The organism is Tenacibaculum amylolyticum (assembly GCF_964511145.1).
GTDB classification, from domain to species: Bacteria; Bacteroidota; Bacteroidia; order Flavobacteriales; family Flavobacteriaceae; genus Polaribacter; species Polaribacter amylolyticum.
In genome coordinates, this window is record NZ_CAZEFZ010000040.1 from 1 (window position 1) to 18,739 (window position 18,739).

Annotated in this window: 15 protein-coding genes; 10 read left to right on the forward strand and 5 right to left on the reverse strand. The window is 31.2% G+C overall.

The features are described from left to right. The 7 genes from ACKTTC_RS12420 to ACKTTC_RS12450 form a co-directional block, all read left to right on the forward strand. Positions 1-3,169 (forward strand): T9SS type B sorting domain-containing protein (locus ACKTTC_RS12420; protein WP_408040157.1); only part of this gene is annotated, 3,169 nt, incomplete at its 5' end. Positions 3,170-3,175: 6 nt separating this feature from the next. Beyond that, complete coding sequence (locus ACKTTC_RS12425) at positions 3,176-4,120, forward strand: PorP/SprF family type IX secretion system membrane protein (protein ID WP_408040158.1); 945 nt, start codon at positions 3,176-3,178, stop codon at positions 4,118-4,120. Between the two features lie 82 nt (positions 4,121-4,202). Further along, entirely contained in the window at positions 4,203-5,027 is an 825-nt protein-coding gene (gene rluF, locus ACKTTC_RS12430) for a 23S rRNA pseudouridine(2604) synthase RluF (RefSeq protein ID WP_408040159.1), read from the forward strand. Between the two features lie 53 nt (positions 5,028-5,080). Then, positions 5,081-6,211: a tRNA guanosine(34) transglycosylase Tgt gene (tgt, locus tag ACKTTC_RS12435; protein ID WP_408040160.1), complete on the forward strand. Its 1,131-nt coding sequence runs from the start codon at positions 5,081-5,083 to the stop codon at positions 6,209-6,211. 1 nt (position 6,212) lies between these two features. Beyond that, entirely contained in the window at positions 6,213-7,292 is a 1,080-nt protein-coding gene (locus tag ACKTTC_RS12440) for an LptF/LptG family permease (protein ID WP_408040161.1), read from the forward strand. Next, positions 7,279-8,175 (forward strand): DMT family transporter, encoded by an 897-nt coding sequence (locus tag ACKTTC_RS12445; RefSeq protein WP_408040162.1) that lies wholly within the window; start codon positions 7,279-7,281, stop codon positions 8,173-8,175. The genes ACKTTC_RS12440 and ACKTTC_RS12445 overlap by 14 nt, the downstream gene beginning before the upstream one ends. Before the next feature lie 49 nt (positions 8,176-8,224). Next, the gene (locus ACKTTC_RS12450; RefSeq protein ID WP_408040163.1) at positions 8,225-9,178 is read left to right on the forward strand and encodes an acetyl-CoA carboxylase carboxyltransferase subunit alpha; all 954 of its coding nucleotides are present in this window, start codon (positions 8,225-8,227) and stop codon (positions 9,176-9,178) included. Positions 9,179-9,277: 99 nt separating this feature from the next. On the opposite strand, the gene ACKTTC_RS12455 is transcribed toward ACKTTC_RS12450, so the two are convergent. The 5 genes from ACKTTC_RS12455 to ACKTTC_RS12475 form a co-directional block, all read right to left on the reverse strand. Then, on the reverse strand, positions 9,278-9,961 hold the full coding sequence (locus ACKTTC_RS12455; RefSeq protein WP_408040164.1) for a response regulator: 684 nt from the start codon (positions 9,959-9,961) through the stop codon (positions 9,278-9,280). Beyond that, positions 9,951-11,489 carry a tetratricopeptide repeat-containing sensor histidine kinase gene (locus tag ACKTTC_RS12460; RefSeq protein WP_408040165.1) on the reverse strand — a complete coding sequence of 513 codons (1,539 nt, stop codon included), beginning with the start codon at positions 11,487-11,489 and terminating at the stop codon, positions 9,951-9,953. Before ACKTTC_RS12460 ends, ACKTTC_RS12455 begins: the two co-directional genes overlap by 11 nt. A gap of 541 nt (positions 11,490-12,030) precedes the next feature. Next, complete coding sequence (locus ACKTTC_RS12465; RefSeq protein ID WP_408040166.1) at positions 12,031-12,219, reverse strand: hypothetical protein; 189 nt, start codon at positions 12,217-12,219, stop codon at positions 12,031-12,033. 1,703 nt (positions 12,220-13,922) lie between these two features. Beyond that, complete coding sequence (locus ACKTTC_RS12470; protein WP_408040167.1) at positions 13,923-14,552, reverse strand: 7-carboxy-7-deazaguanine synthase QueE; 630 nt, start codon at positions 14,550-14,552, stop codon at positions 13,923-13,925. Next, positions 14,524-15,021, reverse strand: coding sequence for a RidA family protein (locus ACKTTC_RS12475; RefSeq protein ID WP_408040168.1), 498 nt, complete (start codon positions 15,019-15,021; stop codon positions 14,524-14,526). The genes ACKTTC_RS12470 and ACKTTC_RS12475 overlap by 29 nt, the downstream gene beginning before the upstream one ends. 120 nt (positions 15,022-15,141) lie before the next feature. Between ACKTTC_RS12475 and ACKTTC_RS12480 the strand changes: the two genes are divergently transcribed. The 3 genes from ACKTTC_RS12480 (at position 15,142) to ACKTTC_RS12490 (ending at position 18,337) form a co-directional block, all read left to right on the forward strand. Beyond that, the gene (locus ACKTTC_RS12480) at positions 15,142-16,662 is read left to right on the forward strand and encodes a helicase HerA-like domain-containing protein (RefSeq protein ID WP_408040169.1); all 1,521 of its coding nucleotides are present in this window, start codon (positions 15,142-15,144) and stop codon (positions 16,660-16,662) included. A 44-nt stretch (positions 16,663-16,706) separates the two neighbouring features. Beyond that, complete coding sequence (locus ACKTTC_RS12485; RefSeq protein WP_408040170.1) at positions 16,707-17,267, forward strand: hypothetical protein; 561 nt, start codon at positions 16,707-16,709, stop codon at positions 17,265-17,267. Between the two features lie 89 nt (positions 17,268-17,356). Beyond that, a complete protein-coding gene (locus ACKTTC_RS12490; RefSeq protein WP_408040171.1) occupies positions 17,357-18,337 on the forward strand; it encodes a PLP-dependent cysteine synthase family protein in 981 nt (326 codons plus the stop codon). Positions 18,338-18,739: the final 402 nt, after the last annotated feature.

Here is an 18,739-nt window from a genome sequence, read left to right on the forward strand (position 1 = left end):
AAGTGTTGCAGGTATTACTTATACAATTACAGCAACAGGAACAAATGGATGTACTTCTATGCAAACGGCTACTATTTTCGAGTTACCAGCGATCAATTTTGATGTTGCCCCAGATGTTACTGCATTTGGATGTACTACAGGTAATATTACAGATGTAGCAAGTGTAACTGTTAATCCAGCAAATGTATCCGGTGGAAGCGGTACTTACGTACGTGCAGTATTTACATATACACCAACTAGTGGAGCGGTTGAGACACAAGACGGAGCTAACTTTACCTTCTCTACGACTAATGCATCAGGAGGTAATGTAACTGTAGATGTTTATGATGATGAAGGTTGTATGGCAAGTACAACAGTTACGATTGAAGCATTTAATGCATTAAGTAGTCCAAGCGTTAGGGTTGATAAAGCTATAGACTGTAGAACTTTACCTGCAGGAGGTGAGGAGATTACAGTTTCAGTAGATTTAACAAGTCCTTTAGTTTTAGGCGAGAATATTAATTTTACTATAACAGATTCAGGAGGAACAAGTTTAACAAATACGGTTTTTGGACCTACAGTAGGGACAACCATAAGTACTAGTTTTACTGGTTTAGGAGAAGATATTTATGATATAAGTATTATGAATCTAAGTACCGGTTGTATTTCAACAATTGGTCATCAAGTTAATGCAGTACCAAGTTTTAATTTGGATCTAAATAAAGACAGTAACGTTGTTTGTATTGGAGATAATAACGGGAGTATTACGTTTGATTTTGCAACAAGTACACCTTATGGAGGTTCATATGACTATGAAGTCTTTAATTCAGGAGGAGCTACAACCGGGATAACAGGAAGTGTTCCATTAGGAGGTCCTACTACAATTAATACTTTAGGAGCAGGTACTTATTATGTAGAAGTTACGATGACAGCAAGCCCATTCTGTCCAGTTATATCACCAGAAGTTATTATAGAAGAACCTGCAGCAGCTTTAAGTGTTGGATTTACAACAACACCGATTAGTTGTATTAGCTCAACCAGTGGAGCTGTAGATATAGGTGCAAATGGAGGATGGGGAAGTTATGAATATCAATTAGAGAATATTACAACAGGAACAACTGTTCAAGCATTTTCTCCAATTTCAATTGTTAATAATTTAACAGCTGGAGATTATTTAATCACTGTTAGTGATGCAAATGGATGTTCTACTACAGCTAATTTTAGCTTAGTAGCTCCATTACCAATTGCAGCAACACCAGTTTTATCTAGTACAATTGCTTGTCAAGGTGATGAAACTGCCACAATACGTGTAGATGCTGTTTCAGGTGGAGGACAAGGAGCTCCAGCTGTATATTCTTATAGTTTAACATATCCAAATGGAACTGTTTCAGCAATTCAAAGCTCGAATGAATTCACAGGGTTAGGAGCAGGAACCTATGAAGTTAATGTATACGATGAGTTTAGTTGTAATGGAACGTTCCCTATAACAATTAATGAGCCATCAGATGTAACTGCAGTAGCAAGTGTTACTTCTATTATTACTTGTTTAACTCCAGAAGCAACAATTGAGGTTACAGGAAATGGAGGAACAGGAGTTTACATGTATAGTATGGATGGAATTAACTTTGTACCAAGCAATAGTTTCTCAGTTCCAGCAGGAGATCACGAGTTCTATGTAAGAGATGCAAACAACTGTGTTTCTGATCCATATTTAGTATCTGTTCCAGCGTTAGTACCATTAACAGCAGTGTTAGATACAATATCAGGGTTTATTACTTGTACTGGAGATAGTAATGCTACATTATCAGCCACAGCTAGTGGTGGTTTAGGAAATTATATGTATGAGTTATTAGATGGAGCGGGAGGTGTTATAGCTGGTCCACAAGCATCTAATACATTCGACGACATAGGTCCAGGTATGTATAGTATTAGAGTAACAAGCCAGGATTGTGTGGCTACAACAGCTACTTATGAAGTTGTAGATCCACCATTATTAGAAGCATCTGAAATAGTTGCAAATGTTAGTTGTAATGGAGGTACAGATGGTAGTATTACAATAAATGCTACAGGAGGTACAGGAGCTTATGTATATGAAATCAGCACAGAACCTGGTAGATTCCAGACGAGTAATGAGTTTACAAACTTGACAGCTGGTACATATAGTGTTATGGTACAAGATGAACGTGGATGTTTTGTAATTTTAGATATTACAATTACAGAACCACCATTACTTGAAGTAGCTATAGATTTAACTACTGTACAACAACAATTATGTGTTGAGGATACTGCACCATCGTTTGAAGTAACAATTACTGGAGGTACTGCGCCATATTCAACAAGTTTAAATGGAGGAGCATTTGTAGATGGAAGAACATTATTTGATAACTTAACTGCAGGAGAAACTTATGTAGTTATTGTACGTGATAGTAATGGTTGTACCTCAGTAAGTGCACCAATTACTTTAGAGCCGTCAGTTAGTTTAGAGTTTGCTAATACACTTACTTATGATTGTGTTGGAGCTGCTACTATTACAGGAACAGTAGCAACAATACATGCTAGTAATGTTGTATATACACTATCTGGTCCAGAAAATGCAAGTAATGATACAGGTATATTCAATGTAACAACTCCAGGTATTTATACTTTAGAAGTAGAGCATGTAAATGGATGTATGCGTACGATTACAGATATTGAAGTAGAAACAATTCAACCATTACAATTAGTAATAGACGATTCACAAATCAATAGACTAATAGCTATTGCATCTGGAGGAATTCCACCATATGAATATAGTATTGATGGCGGTGATTTCTCTTCAGAAAATGAATTTATAATAACACAAACAAGAGATTATATAATTGTTGTAAGAGATAGTAGAGGCTGTGAACAATCAATTACGGTTGAAGGCGTTTATATTACGGTTGAAGTACCTAACTTGTTTACTCCAGATGGAGATGGTATTCAAGATTACTGGTACCCAGACCAAGTTCAGACATATCATGAATTGAAGGTATTTATCTTCGATAGATATGGTAGAGAATTAGGAACGTATAATGGTATCCAACAAGGATGGGATGGAACGTATCAAGGTCGTCCAATGCCATCAGGAGATTACTGGTATACTTTAGAATTTACTGAACTATCAGGTGAACGTAGACGTATAATGGGACACTTTACTTTATATAGATAATATTAGATGAAAAAATATAGCGTAATAACAATATTATTTTTAATGACTGTCAAGATGTGGGGACAGGAAGTTGATCTACCACAGTATATCAATCACATGGCAGACAATCCATTCTTAATATCTCCTTCTTATGCAGGAATAGGATCTGGATTACAAGTTCGTTTAAATGGAGTAAGTCAATGGATTGGTGTAAAAGATGCACCAGACACACAATCATTAACTGTTGAAGCTAGATTAGCAGAACGTTTTGGAGGTGGATTAACTTTGTTTAATGACCGTAATGGATTTACAACGCAAAAAGGAGCTCGTTTATCATTGGCAAGTCATTTAATATTAAGTGATGTATATGATAGTTTTCTATCTTTTGGATTGAGTTACAGTTTTATTCAATTCAATATAAACACAGATCAAAATAATACACCTCAAGTAGTACCTAACCTTGCATTAAATTCATCGAATTTTGATATTAGTATGTTATATCGATTTGGACGTTTTGCAATTAGTGGAAATGTGGTGAATTTATTAGATAAAAAGATAGATAATTTCAGTACTGGTGAGCCAGAAGTTTTAAGACGTTACTCTGTGTATACGAATTATAACTTTCGAATCAATAGAGATACAGAGCTAGAACCATCAGCTTTTGTCGAGTATTTTGAAGCTAGTGGAAGATCTAGAACAGATATGAATGTAAAACTTCGTAAGCGTATTCGTGATGGTTATGTATGGGGAGGAGTGAGTTATACGTTCTTAAATGATCAGTTTTTTACACCAAATGCAATTGCTCCTTTGTTTGGGATAAAAAAGGATAAGTTTTATATCTCTTATGGATTTAGTATTACTACTAATGAAGTAATCGGGTTTAATAATGGTACACACATGGTTACTTTAGGTTTTGATTATGATAGAAGACCTAGTTTAGCACGTTGTACAAGAAAAATGATTATGTTCTAAAAGTAAAGAACGCATATAACAATAAAGAACAAAATTCCTCAGGTAAGAAATACCTGAGGAATTTTGTTTTAATTTTGTATCGATGAATACAGATAATAAACAATCTACAAACCTTAATAAGTTTATAAGCGCTACTGGAATTTGTTCTAGGAGAGAAGCAGAAAAACTAATTGTAGATGGAAGAGTGACCATTAACGGTAAACCTACACAATTAGGAAATAGAGTTTTTGAAGGAGATATTGTTAAAATTGATGGTAAACCTTTAAAAGCAAAACCTAAGACGATTTATATTGCTTTAAATAAGCCTGTAGGGATTGTTTGTACTACAGATAGTAAAGAGAAAAAGAATATTGTAAAGTTTGTGGGACATCCACAGCGATTATTTCCTATAGGAAGATTAGATAAACCATCAGAAGGACTTATTTTTTTGACAAATGATGGAGATATCGTAAATAAGATTTTAAGAGCTGGTAATAACCATGAAAAAGAATACATAGTTTCTGTTAACAAACCTATAAACGAACGTTTTATTAGTAGAATGGGAAATGGAATTCCTATTTTAGGTACAGTTACTAAAAAGTGTAAAGTAGAAAAACTAAATGAAACTACTTTTAAAATAATACTTACGCAAGGTTTAAACCGTCAAATAAGAAGAATGTGTGAATATTTAGAATACGAGGTTACTAAATTAAAAAGAACTCGTATTATGAATGTTGAATTAGGAGGCCTTAAAACAGGAGAATGGAGGCCCTTAACAACAGAGGAGATGGATAAGATTAATAAGCTTGTAAAAACCTCTGTAAAAACAGAAGAAGCTTCCAAAGAAAAAGCTCCTACTAAACGTCGTACTCAGACGAAAAACGCCAAAAATTTTAAATCAAAATTTGGACGCCAAAGAAAAAAATAGATTTACAAATATTTAAGTTTTCACAAACTTCCAATTATGTATCTTTGTCGCTTATGCAATTTGACTTAAAAACTACCGACCCAAAAAGTAAAGCTAGAGCAGGTGTAATTACTACAGATCACGGAACTATTGAAACACCAATATTCATGCCTGTAGGAACAGTTGCTTCTGTAAAAGGAGTACATCAATCTGAACTTAAAGATGAAATAAATCCAGATATTATTTTAGGTAATACATATCATTTATACTTACGTCCAAAAACAGCTATTTTAGAACAAGCTGGAGGATTACATAAGTTTATGAACTGGGATCGAAATATCTTAACAGATAGTGGAGGGTATCAAGTGTATTCACTTTCTGGAAGAAGAAAGATTAATGAAGAAGGAGTAAAGTTTAAGAGTCATATAGATGGTTCATTACATTTTTTTACTCCAGAAAATGTAATGGAAATTCAACGATCTATAGGGGCAGATATTATCATGGCATTTGATGAATGTACTCCATATCCATGTGATTACAATTATGCAAAGAATTCTATGCATATGACACATCGTTGGTTAAAAAGGTGTATCAATCATTTAGAAAAAGTACCGTTAAAATACAATTATAATCAAACATTATTTCCAATTGTACAAGGAAGTACATTTAAAGATTTACGTAAACAATCAGCAGAATTTATTGCTTCAGTAGAAGCAGAAGGAAATGCTATTGGGGGGCTTTCTGTAGGTGAACCAGCGGAAGAAATGTATGGAATGACAGATGTGGTATGTAGTATTTTACCTGAAGACAAACCAAGATATTTAATGGGAGTAGGAACACCTATAAATATCTTAGAAAATATAGCATTAGGTGTAGATATGTTCGATTGTGTAATGCCAACTCGTAATGCGAGAAATGGAATGTTATTTACAGCACATGGAACTATCAACATTAAAAATAAAAAGTGGGAAAATGATTTTTCTCCAATAGATGAAATGGGAATTACATTTGTAGATACCATGTATTCTAAAGCCTATTTAAGACACTTATTTGCATCTAAAGAATTACTTGGAAAGCAAATAGCTTCTATCCATAATTTAGGATTTTATTTATGGTTAGTTCGTGAGGCAAGAAAACATATCTTAGCAGGAGATTTTGCTGAATGGAAAGATAAAATGGTAAAACAAATGAGTAATCGTTTGTAATTTGAAAATTCTAGACTGGTACATATTAAAAAGATATTTAACAACGTTTTTATTTACGTTGTTAATTTTAATACCCATAGCGGTAGCAATTGATATTGCAGAAAAAATTGATAAGTTTCTAAGACATGAAAGCCTTACATTTTTAGAAGTAGTAAATGACTATTATAAAAATTTTATTATTTACTATGCTAATACTTTTATGCCTTTAGCATTATTCTTAGCAGTTATCATTTTTACTTCACGATTGGCAAATAATACTGAAATTGTAGCTATAAATAGTTCGCAAATATCATTCACAAGATTTTTGTATCCATATTTTGTTGGTGCAACCATTGTTACTATTGTAGCTTTGTTTATGAATCATTATGTAGTGCCAGATAGTAGTAAAACAAGAAAGGAATTTGAAGCTACGTATTTAAAAAAGAAACGATATCAAGATCAAATTGTTAAAGATTTTAGCTTGCAATTGAATGATAGCACTTACATGTTTATTCAATCCTATGATTTAAACAGAAATGCAGGCTATCAATTTTCTACAGAAACTTATGACGGACTGAAACTTAAGTACAAACTAATCTCTGATAGAATAACGTGGAATGATAGCGCATTTACATTATTAAATTGGAAAGAACGAAAAATATTTAAAGACAGAGATAGTATTTTCTCTGGTAATAATATGGATACTACTTTTGCATTCACTCCTAAAGATTTTAGTTATAAATCTACGATGGCACAAGAAATGACATCACCTGAACTTTCTGAGTTTATTGAGATTTCAAAGAAAAGAGGAGTGAAAAACTTAAATGCGTATTTAGTAGAATTATATAAACGTACAAGTTTACCATTAGCATCTTATATTTTAACATTAATAGCAGTTGCCTTAGCATATAGGAAAAGAAGAGGAGGAGTTGGAGTAAATTTAGCATTAGGAATTGCAGTGGTATTTGTATATGTTTTCTTCCTAAAAGTAGCAGAAGTGCTAGGTGCAGTTGCTGGCGCAAACTCTTTGTTAAATGTTTGGGTACCAAATATGGTATTTGGTAGCTATGCTATTTATCTCTACATCAATGCAAGAAAGTAAACTCAAAAATTATTTACTACTACATTTTATCGTTTTTATTTGGGGATTTACAGCAATTCTAGGAGCTTTAATCTCTATAGATGCTATACCACTAGTTTGGTATAGAATGGGAATTGCAGTCATTTTTATAGTATTGTATTTTTTAATTAAAAAGAAATCCTTTAAAATAACTACGAGAGCAGTTTTTGAATTTTTAATTACAGGAACCATTATTGCTGTACATTGGATTACTTTTTTTAAAGCAATAAAAGTATCTAACGTATCGGTGGCTTTAGTAACAATGAGTACAGGAGCATTTTTTGCAGCATTAATAGAACCTATTTTTTTTAAAAGAAGAATAAACCTAGTAGAAATGATTTTAGGATTATTAGTAATAGTAGGTTTATACATCATTTTTAATTTCGAAAGTAGGTATGGATTAGGAATCATGTATGCTTTAATATCTGCGGCACTTTCTGCATTATTTTCTGTTTTAAATGGATTATTTGTAAAGAAATACGAACCCGATACAATATCACTATATCAACTCTTTTTTGGAGTAGTAGTGGTAACAATTTTTCTTGCTTTTACAGGAAGTTTTACCGCGGAATTTTTTCAATTAAAAGCTAGTGATTGGATATATTTAGTCATTTTAGGAAGCATTTGTACGGCATATGCATTCATTACTTCAGTAAAAGTGATGAAATACTTAACACCTTATACGGTAATGTTAACCATAAATTTAGAACCAATTTACGCTATTGTATTGGCACTCATTATTTTTAAAGAAAAAGAACAAATGAATATTGAGTTTTATTATGGAGCCTTTATAGTATTATTTGTAGTGCTATTAAATGGAGTTTTAAAAAATTCTTCAAAAATTAAAAAGAAATTACAACGATAATTTAGTATGTTTGCTTAATACAAACAACACAAAAATCAAACTTCAGGAAATGGAATATTTAGATTTTGAAATGCCAATTAAGGAATTAGAAGATCAATTGGCAAAATGTCATGATATCGGAAAAGAAAGTGAGATAGATGTAACGGAGACATGTAAGAAAATTGAAAAAAAATTAGAGAAAGCTAGAAAAGATATTTATAAAAACTTAACTCCATGGCAACGAGTTCAGTTGTCGCGTCATCCTAACAGACCTTATACACTAGACTATATTAAGGCTATTTGTGGCGATACTTTTATGGAACTACATGGAGATAGAAGTGTAAAAGATGATAAAGCAATGATTGGTGGTCTAGGGAAAATAGGAGATCAATCGTTTATGTTTATCGGACAACAAAAAGGGTACAATACTAAAACACGTCAATACCGTAATTTCGGAATGGCTAACCCTGAAGGATACCGTAAAGCTTTGCGTTTAATGCGTATGGCAGAAAAATTTGGAATTCCTGTTGTAACTTTACTAGATACTCCAGGTGCATATCCAGGCTTAGAAGCTGAAGAAAGAGGACAAGGAGAAGCAATTGCGCGTAACATTTTTGAAATGACACGTTTAAAAACTCCAATTATTACTATTGTAATTGGTGAAGGAGCCTCAGGTGGAGCCTTAGGTATTGGAGTAGGAGATAGAGTATACATGATGGAAAACACATGGTATACTGTTATTTCTCCAGAATCATGTTCTTCTATCTTATGGCGTAGCTGGGAGTTTAAAGAGCAAGCCGCTGCTGCTTTAAAATTAACAGGAGACGATATGAAAAAATTAAAATTAATTGATGGAATTATCGTTGAACCTGCTGGGGGTGCACATACCGACAGAGAAGGAGCTTTCGAAGCTGTTAAAAATCAAATTTTAAAAGCATTTGACGAGTTAAAAGATTTAGATGATACAAATCTTGTAGCCAAGCGTATGGATAAATATGCTAACATGGGAGTTTATAAAGAATAAAAAACTTTTCAGAATAAAGAAGTAAATAAAAATGCTCACTTATATTTAAGTGAGCATTTTTTTATTTTGTATGTTGATTTTGTTGAATATTAAAGATTTTTAAATAAAACCTTTATCCTTAGCCATTAAAACTAATTCTCTATCATCTGTACTATTTATAGCAAAAATCTTCTTTAATTGGCGTTTACGCTTCTCTATAGCAGCAATGGAAAGATGTACTAAGTCAGGTAAGGCACTAGTTTTGGTACCAATAGAAATTTCATATAATATTTTACGATCGATATCGTCTAGTAAAAGATCACTAGAAATTTGATTTCGTAGTAATTTCATGACAGTTTTACTATAATAAGGCGGATCTTTCAAGACTTCCTGAATTGCTTGAACCAATTCGTTTGGAGTTAAATCATTTTTAACTAAAAAACCTTCAGGATTTAAGTTTTTAAGAATACTATGTACTCTATAATTATCATTAAAGGTAGTAGAAACAATAATTTTAGTTGCAGGAAGTAATTCATGTATTTTAAGGCCTAAATCTTCGCCAGAGAGAATTGTACCATCAGAAGATGGAGGTAATCTCATATCTAGGAAAACAACATCTAAACGTTCCGAATTCGAAGCATATTCTTTTAAAATAGCACAAGCAGAATCGCAATCTACTGCTGTTTGTATATAAAAAGAAATCTGTTCATCTTGTTGTTCAATAAATTTAAAAGCGCTTTTATAGGCTTCTGCAATTAGGGGGTGATCGTCAATTAATAGTGCATTATACTTTTTATGCTGCATTCTGAGGGAAATATGGTATGTAAATTAGTAAAGTAGTTCCTTTATTTATTACCGAAATAAAATCTACCGAACCACTTAGTTTTTCAACTCTAGTTTTAATGTTCTTAATTCCAATTCCTTTCTTACCTTTTTTAGCATCGAACCCTACACCATCATCTTGTATTTTAATAATAACCTGCTCTTGGTGTAAAGAAAAGTCTAAAATAACACTTTTTGCGTTAGCATGCTTAATAATATTTTGCAAAGCTTCTTGAATAATACGGTATACATTAGCTTTGATTACTTCATTAATACTTTTCCATAGAATAGTAGGGTCTGGCGTAAATGTATAAGTAAAATTACCAATAACGCTTTTGTCCTTTAATAATTGTTCAATAATCGTTGAGAAGTTTACAGTGGCATCATCAAAATTCTCGCTTAAACGATGCGAAACTTCTCGAATTTCTTTCTCAATGGTTTGTAACTCATCTAAAAAAGTTTGATGCTGCTCTTGAGTTTCTGGTTGCATTTGCATACCTAAAAAACCTAAACTTACACGAGTACCAAAAAGTTTTCCTAAAATACCATCGTGTAATTCTGCTGAAATACGATTGCGCTCGTTTATACGCTCTTCTTCTAATTTAGCTTGTTGTTGTAAAGTGAGTACGTATACTTCCTCATTCGCTTTTTGTTGCTCAGCTTCTAGTTGTAGTTTTTCATTCTGAACCTTTTGTACACGCACATAGTATAATAAGCTTAAAATGAGTAGTAAAGCAATACTCGCTGCAAAAATCCAGATACGTTGTTCGTTTAAACGTTTGTTATCAGCTATATGTTCATCTGTTTCAAACTCTATACGCGTAAATTTGTTTTGTGTCCTACGTTCTTGACTAATTAAGCTATCATTAAATTGTATATAACGATCGTAATATTTTTTAGAATTTTTAGTGTCTAGGTTAGCCAATTGTTGTAAAGAAACCAAATAATCTCTACCATTTTTTAATTCTTTAGCTAAAGAATTAGCCTCTTTAGCATATTGTAAGGCTTTAATAGTATCTTTTGCATAAGAAAAATAATCAGAGATACGGATTTTACTTATTGAAATACCTGCTTTATTTTTTAGACTGTCTCTTATTTTTAAAGCATAAAAAAAGTCTTTTTGAATATCAGTGGTATCATGCATTAATAATTTGCAGTACGCCCTATTGTCAAGAATTCTTGCATATCGAGATCTTTTAATATTTTGATTTAAAGCGATATTATAATACTTCAAAGCTTTTGAGTATTCACCTTTTTTAACATATATATTTGCGATGTTGATATACAAAGGATTATCTCTCTTTCTTTTGCTCTTAATTTTATTAAAATGAACTAAAGCTTTGTTATAATAAATTAAAGCTTTGTCGTATTCTTTAATATCTTTTTGTAAAAGGCCAAGTCTGTTATAACATTCGTATAACTTTTCATGTTCTTTAAAGATTTTAATTGCTTTAATTACTAAAATTTCACTACCATAATAATCTTTAAACCTAGCTTTTATATATGACATTCCGTAAAGCATTTGCGCTTTTTCTTTTTCAAAATGACCTTTATCAAATGCTTTGTAACTTTCATCGAAATATTTATAAGCTTTATCATAGGTTTGATTATCAACAAAATATGTTGCGTAGTTCCAATTTGCATCGCCTAGAGCATATAAATTCTTAGTTTTTTTTGCTATATGGATAGCTTTTTCATTAATTTCAAAAAAGTTTAAACTGTCTTTTAAAGTATAGAATTCATAGGCAATTGTACTTAACTCTAAAGAAGAATTAGTTTTATTAGAGTTTATATAATTATAAGCTTTAAAAAGATTCTTTTTTCTAGACTTTATATCTAGTTTTTTATTTTTAGCTCTCTTTATCCATACCTTTATACTGTCATTATTTATTTCTGAACCAATTTGCTTAGGTCTTAAAGGAAATACAGAATAATTATATACAATTAAAAGAAAGAATATTATTTTATTGATAATTTTTTGATTTTAGTTTTAAACAAAACTAAAAAAAAACCTCCAACTTTGTGCTGGAGGTTTAACTTTATCATAATAATTAGCCTTTACCGCCGTTCGTATCCTCATCATCATCACCTGTTCCCGGAGACGTTAAAGCATTGGTGTCTTGGTTGATTAGTTCTGTATTTTGTGTTGTATTAGTAACTAGATCTTCAGTGTTATCTGTACAACTAGTTGTAAGCACTAATAAAACGAACGTTAACAATAATAATTTTAAATTTCTCATAACTTTGAATTTTTGATATTTGACAATAGTTTTCCTAGCCGTAAAAACAGCTTGTTTTAGTTGATCGAATTGTGTTTTCGATTGTGTAAGCCATCAGAAAATCTGAGGCAATAGTCATCCAGCCCGAATAAATCCAGGTGGTTTGTAGAATGAATTGATGTAATATCAATCCGTGAAGACTTGGAACTACTAAGGCCTATTGAGTTAAGGCTTCAGGAAATTCTACATTGTCGTTAAATAAGGAAGCGTTTTTTTGCAATTTTTATGTAACGCTAGCTAATTTTTTGAATTAAATTATGGCAGTTGTGTAAACCTACCAATTAAAACTTAGTAACTAGTGCGTTTCACTGAGTAAACGTCCTTTTTCATTTAGAATTAGCAATATTGATTTTCTCATAACTTTTAAATTTTTCTTTTTATAATTTACAAAAAATAAGTAACATTTCAAAATAATAGTGACTTATTGAATTTGTGTACATTTTTAAAATAAAAAAGACATCTAATTCTAGATGTCTTTGTAATAATATATGTTAAAAATGTATTCTTTAGCATTTTTTAATATTGTGTATTACAAAAAACATCTTTTCTCACTCTTCCGTCGAAATGAACACCTCTAATTGGTAATTCTTTTGTATTCGAACTTAAATAAATAGACTTCATAACTTCTATATTTTATTCTTAATTGTGATAAACTAATGTTTGTTATTAATTACATTACAAATATACGAACTTTTTTCTATTTCACAAAACTTTTTTGAATTTATTTTACTGTAAATCAGTGTTTTAACTTGTTTTTAGGTATAGGTATTCCTGTCCGGAATTTTTCCAGATATGTAAGATTTATGCTAAGCGTTATAGCTTATTTTTTCAAGAAATAAACCTTTCAAGTTTTTATATGTTTAGATTAAAATTTCAATTCATTAAAAAATTAAAAAAGGGCGACTAAATTAATTTAGACGCCCTTTTTATATATATGTTTTGCTTTGTGTTTTTCTATTATCATTGCATTATATCTATAAACGTCCTATTTCGGAGTAGCTCGTTTTCAGAGCTTCCGAAATTTCCTGACACTACGAGTGTCAATGAATGAGTATATATATTTAACTTCATCATTTCAAAACAAATATACAAAATTTATTTTTAATGTTAAAATTTGTTAAAAAAATAAATTATTTTTAACATTTTTTACTATTTGGTTTCTGATCATAACTATCTGTAAGTATAAAGTGTTTAAAATCAGGGAATAAATATTGAAAAGAAATATGTAGTAAGAAGAGAAAGTAAGAAATGTTGATTAAGAATAATTGAAAACTGAAAAGAATAAATCAACTTCAATATAATTATTAATGAAAGAGTTATACTATAAGTGTAAACAAACTATTATAAATCAAGTTCTTTTAAATGGAAAACACAAATGATCGACATATATAAAATCTACACTTTATAGTATAAAATTGTCATCAGTAAAGTCTAAAATTGAAAAAGTAAGGATTTCCCTTACCAAAAGTAAGGTGAATCCTTACCTCACTCTCAGAAAGTAGAGATACCTTTGATTCGGTTAAAAAAAGCCTTACATATATAAGGTCGGGTATAATCAAATTATATCATAGTCGTCGGGGAAAATCTATGAGAAAAAAGAAAAAATAGCCGTACTATTTGCTATAAAGTACAAAAAACGCCCACCCGGGCGTTTTTGCTTTTTATTAAGGTATATTTAAATACTTGTGTGTTTGTAAAGAAATTCTCCATTGCGGATGTTCCATAACATAATCTATAATTAATGGAATCATTTTTTCACGATTACTCCATTCGGGTTGAAGAAATAACAAACAATCTTTTCCAACTTTAGCAGCTTGTTCTTCAGCAAACTTAAAATCATGTTTATTATAAATAATCATTTTTAGCTCATTTGCTTCTTCATAAGCTCTATCTAAAGGAAGCTTGGTTTTTTTAGGAGATAAACAAAACCAGTCCCAAACTCCTGAAAAATCATATGCTCCAGAAGTTTCTATATGTGTTTTAATATCTTGTGCCTGTAGTTGATGTGTAATATAATCTAAACTCCACATTAAAGGTTCACCTCCTGTAATAACTACAGTTTCTGCATACTTTTTAGCATTATCTACAATAATATCTGTTGCAGTTGGAGGATGTAATTTTGCATTCCAACTTTCTTTTACATCACACCAATGACATCCTACATCGCAACCACCAATTCTAATAAAGTAAGCAGCTTTTCCTGTATGTGCACCTTCTCCTTGTATCGTATAAAACTCTTCCATTAAAGGAAGCACTTTTCCTTGCTTAATTAACTCTTGCGTCTTTAAATCCATCTACTTTTACCGCTATTACATCAATTTCTATTTTTGCCCCTACGAGCAAATCGCCTGCAAATGTAGTTCTTGCAGGTTTATTTTTAGGAAAATATTCGCGGAAAATTTTATTAAATTCAGTAAAATCGTCGGTAGTTGTTAAAATTACAGTGCATTTTACAACATGTTCTAAGTCGGAACCATGAATTTGTAAGACCTTTTTTATATTTTCTAAAGCTTGTTTGGTTTCCGCAGCTATACCACCTTCAGGTAATTTACCTGTAGCTGGATCAATACCAACTTGACCTGCTAAATACAACGTATTTCCAACTTCTACAGCATCTGAAAAAGGAGCATTTTTCTTACGCTCTAATTTTGAGGTATGAAATACTAAAGAAGGTTTTTCAGTTATTCGATTTTTTACTTCTTCAACTTTACATGAAGTTAGTAAGATAATAGCACATAAACTTAAGAATTGAAATAGTTTCATAAAGATGATTTTTAGATGATTACAAATTTAACTAAACCTTAAGATACCAGCTAAAAATTATTAAGCCCTATTTTTTGAAATGCTGATATTAATAGTATTTTTATCCAAAAATAAACTACCATGAGTCAAACGGAAGCATTCTTTAATTATATAACTGAAGGTTATAAGTGTAAAGGAGATTACATAACGCTGGGAGCTGGAATGCTAGGTGAAGAAACAGTTACAAATGCTTTGGTAAATATTCCTTTAAAAACATTAAATAGACATGGTTTAATAGCTGGGGCTACAGGTACAGGAAAAACCAAAACACTACAAGTTTTGGCTGAGAATATGTCGGAAAAAGGAATTCCTGTGTTATTAATGGATGTAAAAGGAGATTTAAGTGGTTTAGGACAACCAAGTCCAGGACATCCAAAAATAGATGAACGTCACGAAAAAATTGGAATTCCGTTTGATGCTAAAAAATTTCCAATTGAGATTTTATCAATCTCTGAACAAGATGGTGTTCGATTACGTGCAACTGTTTCAGAATTTGGACCAGTATTACTTTCTAGAATTTTAGATTTAACAGAAACACAATCTGGAATTGTAGCAATTATATTTAAATATTGTGATGATAACCATTTACCATTACTAGATTTAAAAGATTTTAAAAAAATGCTACAATTCATAACAGCAGAGGGAAAAGAAGAAATTTCTGCTGAATATGGAAGGATTTCTTCTTCAAGTACTGGAGCTATTTTACGAAAGATAATAGAATTAGAACAGCAAGGAGGAGAATTATTCTTTGGAGAAAAATCTTTTGAAGTTGATGATTTAACACGAATCGATGAAGATGGGAGAGGAGTTATCTCTATTTTACGTTTAACAGATATTCAAGATAAACCAAAACTGTTTTCAACATTTATGTTACAGTTATTGGCAGAAGTATATGAAACATTTCCAGAGCAAGGAGATAGTGGACGACCTGAGTTAATCATTTTTATAGATGAAGCTCATTTGGTATTTGATGAAGCATCAAAAGCATTATTAAGTCAAATAGAAAGTATAGTAAAATTAATACGTTCTAAAGGAATTGGGCTGTATTTTGTTACTCAAAACCCTAAAGATGTGCCAGAAGATGTTCTTGCACAATTAGGGATGAAAATACAGCATGCTTTACGCGCTTTTACAGCAAAAGATAGAAAAGCATTAAAATTAGCAGCAGAAAATTATCCTGATTCTGAATTCTATAATACAAGTGAAACATTAACACAATTAGGTATAGGAGAAGCGTTTGTTACTGCGTTAAATGAAAAAGGTATTCCAACACCATTAGCAAGAACCATGTTACGTGCTCCTATGAGTAGAATGGATATACTTACAGAGAGAGAAATCCAAGAAGTATTAAATGCGTCAAAACTTATTGATAAATATAATAAAGAAGTAGACAGAGAAAGTGCCTATGAGTTGTTAGAACAGAAAATAGAACGTATTAATAAAGAAAAAACAGAAGAAGATAAACGAAAAGAAGAAGAAAAGCTACGCAAGAGAAGATCTTCAAGTAGCAGGAGGAGTTCGAGACAAGACCCAATTGTAAAAGTATTGACTAGTGCAACTTTTATAAGAGCGGTATTTGGAATATTAAAAAAGGTATTATAAACTAAAACGAAAAACAAATCGTTATAATCAGAAATTAAACTTAGATGAGAAAACTATTTAAAATTGTATTCATTTTGTGTGTATCAGTTGTACTTGTTCAATGCGGAAAAGATAAATACACCGTAGCAAAAGGAAAAGTAGGACAAATAACAACAAAAACAACGATAAAAGATTTAGATAAAATCTTTGCAAATGATTCTGTAGTTAAAATTCTTAGTGAAGGAGCAAAAGGAAATTTTTACTTTCAGGATGATGATGTATATGAGGTATACGAAAAAGGAGGGAAGCACTTACTTACAATTATACCTAAAGAGCAGCTAGATTCTACATCTACGATAAAGAGTATTGAGATATTTGATAACCGTTTTAAAACAGAAACAGGCTTAAATATTTTCTCTACATTTAATGAAGTAGATGCTAATAATGTAATTAGTAATATTGAAACATCACCTTTTTCGGCAACAATCTTTATAGATGACTTGAACGCTACAATTTCTATAGACAAAGAAGAATTAGGATTGAGAGACATTAATATGAAGAAGGTAAGTAAAGAACAAATACCAGACTTAGCAAAAATGAAATCTTTTATTGTTTGGTTTGAATAACATAAAAAATCCCTTTTAAGGGATTTTTTTTATGTATAGCTGCAAAATGTTATAGAGTAGAAGTATATTTGCACGGTAAATTTTAGAAAATGAAATACGCAAAAAATATATTAGAGACTATAGGGAACACGCCTCTAGTACAAATAAATAAATTAGCTGAAGAACTTCCTTGTTTAGTATTAGCTAAATATGAAACATTCAACCCAGGGAATTCTGTAAAAGATAGAATGGCTTTAAAAATGATAGAAGATGCAGAAGCTGATGGTAGATTACAACCTGGAGGAACTATTGTAGAAGGTACTTCTGGAAATACAGGAATGGGATTGGCTTTAGCTGCTATAGTAAAAGGATATAAGTGTGTATTTGTAATGGCAGATAAGCAAAGTAAGGAGAAGATAGACATTTTAAAGGCAGTTGGAGCAGAAGTGGTAGTTTGTCCTACAGATGTTGAGCCAGACGATCCTAGAAGTTACTATTCGGTATCTAAAAGATTAGCAGAAGAAACACCTAATGCTTGGTATGTAAATCAATACGATAATCCAAGTAACGCAGTTGCACATTACGAAAGTACTGGGCCAGAAATTTGGGAACAAACAGAAGGGAAAATAACACATTTTGTTGTTGGAGTAGGAACAGGTGGAACGATTTCTGGAGTTGGAAAATATTTAAAAGAACAAAACCCTAATGTAAAAGTATGGGGAATAGATACCTATGGATCTGTATTTAAGAAATATCATGAAACTGGTGTTTTCGATGAAAATGAAATTTATCCATATGTTACAGAAGGTATTGGTGAAGATATTTTACCTGAGAACGTAAACTTCAAAATTATTGATGGTTTTACTAAAGTAACAGATAAAGATGCAGCGGTATATACACAGTTATTAGCTAAAGAAGAAGGAATGTTCTTAGGAAACTCAGCAGGAGCAGCTATGAAAGGTGTTTTACAGCTTAAAGAGCATTTTTCTAAAGACGATGTAGTTGTGGTTCTTTTCCACGATCACGGAAGCCGTTATGTAGGAAAAATGTTTAATGATGAATGGATGAAAGAAAAAGGGTATATAGAGTAGAAAGATTTCTTCATAGTATATATAATATCAAAAAACCACCTCATTGAGGTGGTTTTTTGTTAATCAACTAATTCAAATAATTTACACAATGAAAACAATTACTATTGTTAACACTTTTATATATTCAATATGTATGCCAAAAGTGTGAATTTTGAATGTATTCGTTGTTTTATATGGAGTTTTTATATTTTTTTAAGAATTAAAGTCTTGTTTGTTAATGAATTCATAATAAATACAGAGTGAGATATGATTATTGTTAGCTAATTGAATATAGCACTATAAATTAGAAATCAATGGTGGAATAAGTTATCATAACCTATCAATAAGAGTTTTATTATATCAAAAAGCCACCTCAAAGAGATGGCTTTCTGTTAATCAACTAATTCAAATAATTTACACAAT

What these genes read in the sequence shown, in the direction of transcription:
- ACKTTC_RS12425 (WP_408040158.1), top strand. Translation starts at nt 3,176, where the DNA reads ATGAAAAAATATAGCGTAATAACAATATTATTTTTAATGACTGTCAAG.
- rluF (WP_408040159.1), top strand. Translation starts at nt 4,203, where the DNA reads ATGAATACAGATAATAAACAATCTACAAACCTTAATAAGTTTATAAGC.
- tgt (WP_408040160.1), top strand. Translation starts at nt 5,081, where the DNA reads ATGCAATTTGACTTAAAAACTACCGACCCAAAAAGTAAAGCTAGAGCA.
- ACKTTC_RS12445 (WP_408040162.1), top strand. Translation starts at nt 7,279, where the DNA reads ATGCAAGAAAGTAAACTCAAAAATTATTTACTACTACATTTTATCGTT.
- ACKTTC_RS12450 (WP_408040163.1), top strand. Translation starts at nt 8,225, where the DNA reads ATGGAATATTTAGATTTTGAAATGCCAATTAAGGAATTAGAAGATCAA.
- ACKTTC_RS12455 (WP_408040164.1), bottom strand. Translation starts at nt 9,961, where the DNA reads ATGCAGCATAAAAAGTATAATGCACTATTAATTGACGATCACCCCCTA.
- ACKTTC_RS12460 (WP_408040165.1), bottom strand. Translation starts at nt 11,489, where the DNA reads ATGTCATATATAAAAGCTAGGTTTAAAGATTATTATGGTAGTGAAATT.
- ACKTTC_RS12465 (WP_408040166.1), bottom strand. Translation starts at nt 12,219, where the DNA reads ATGAGAAATTTAAAATTATTATTGTTAACGTTCGTTTTATTAGTGCTT.
- ACKTTC_RS12470 (WP_408040167.1), bottom strand. Translation starts at nt 14,552, where the DNA reads ATGGATTTAAAGACGCAAGAGTTAATTAAGCAAGGAAAAGTGCTTCCT.
- ACKTTC_RS12475 (WP_408040168.1), bottom strand. Translation starts at nt 15,021, where the DNA reads ATGAAACTATTTCAATTCTTAAGTTTATGTGCTATTATCTTACTAACT.
- ACKTTC_RS12480 (WP_408040169.1), top strand. Translation starts at nt 15,142, where the DNA reads ATGAGTCAAACGGAAGCATTCTTTAATTATATAACTGAAGGTTATAAG.
- ACKTTC_RS12485 (WP_408040170.1), top strand. Translation starts at nt 16,707, where the DNA reads ATGAGAAAACTATTTAAAATTGTATTCATTTTGTGTGTATCAGTTGTA.
- ACKTTC_RS12490 (WP_408040171.1), top strand. Translation starts at nt 17,357, where the DNA reads ATGAAATACGCAAAAAATATATTAGAGACTATAGGGAACACGCCTCTA.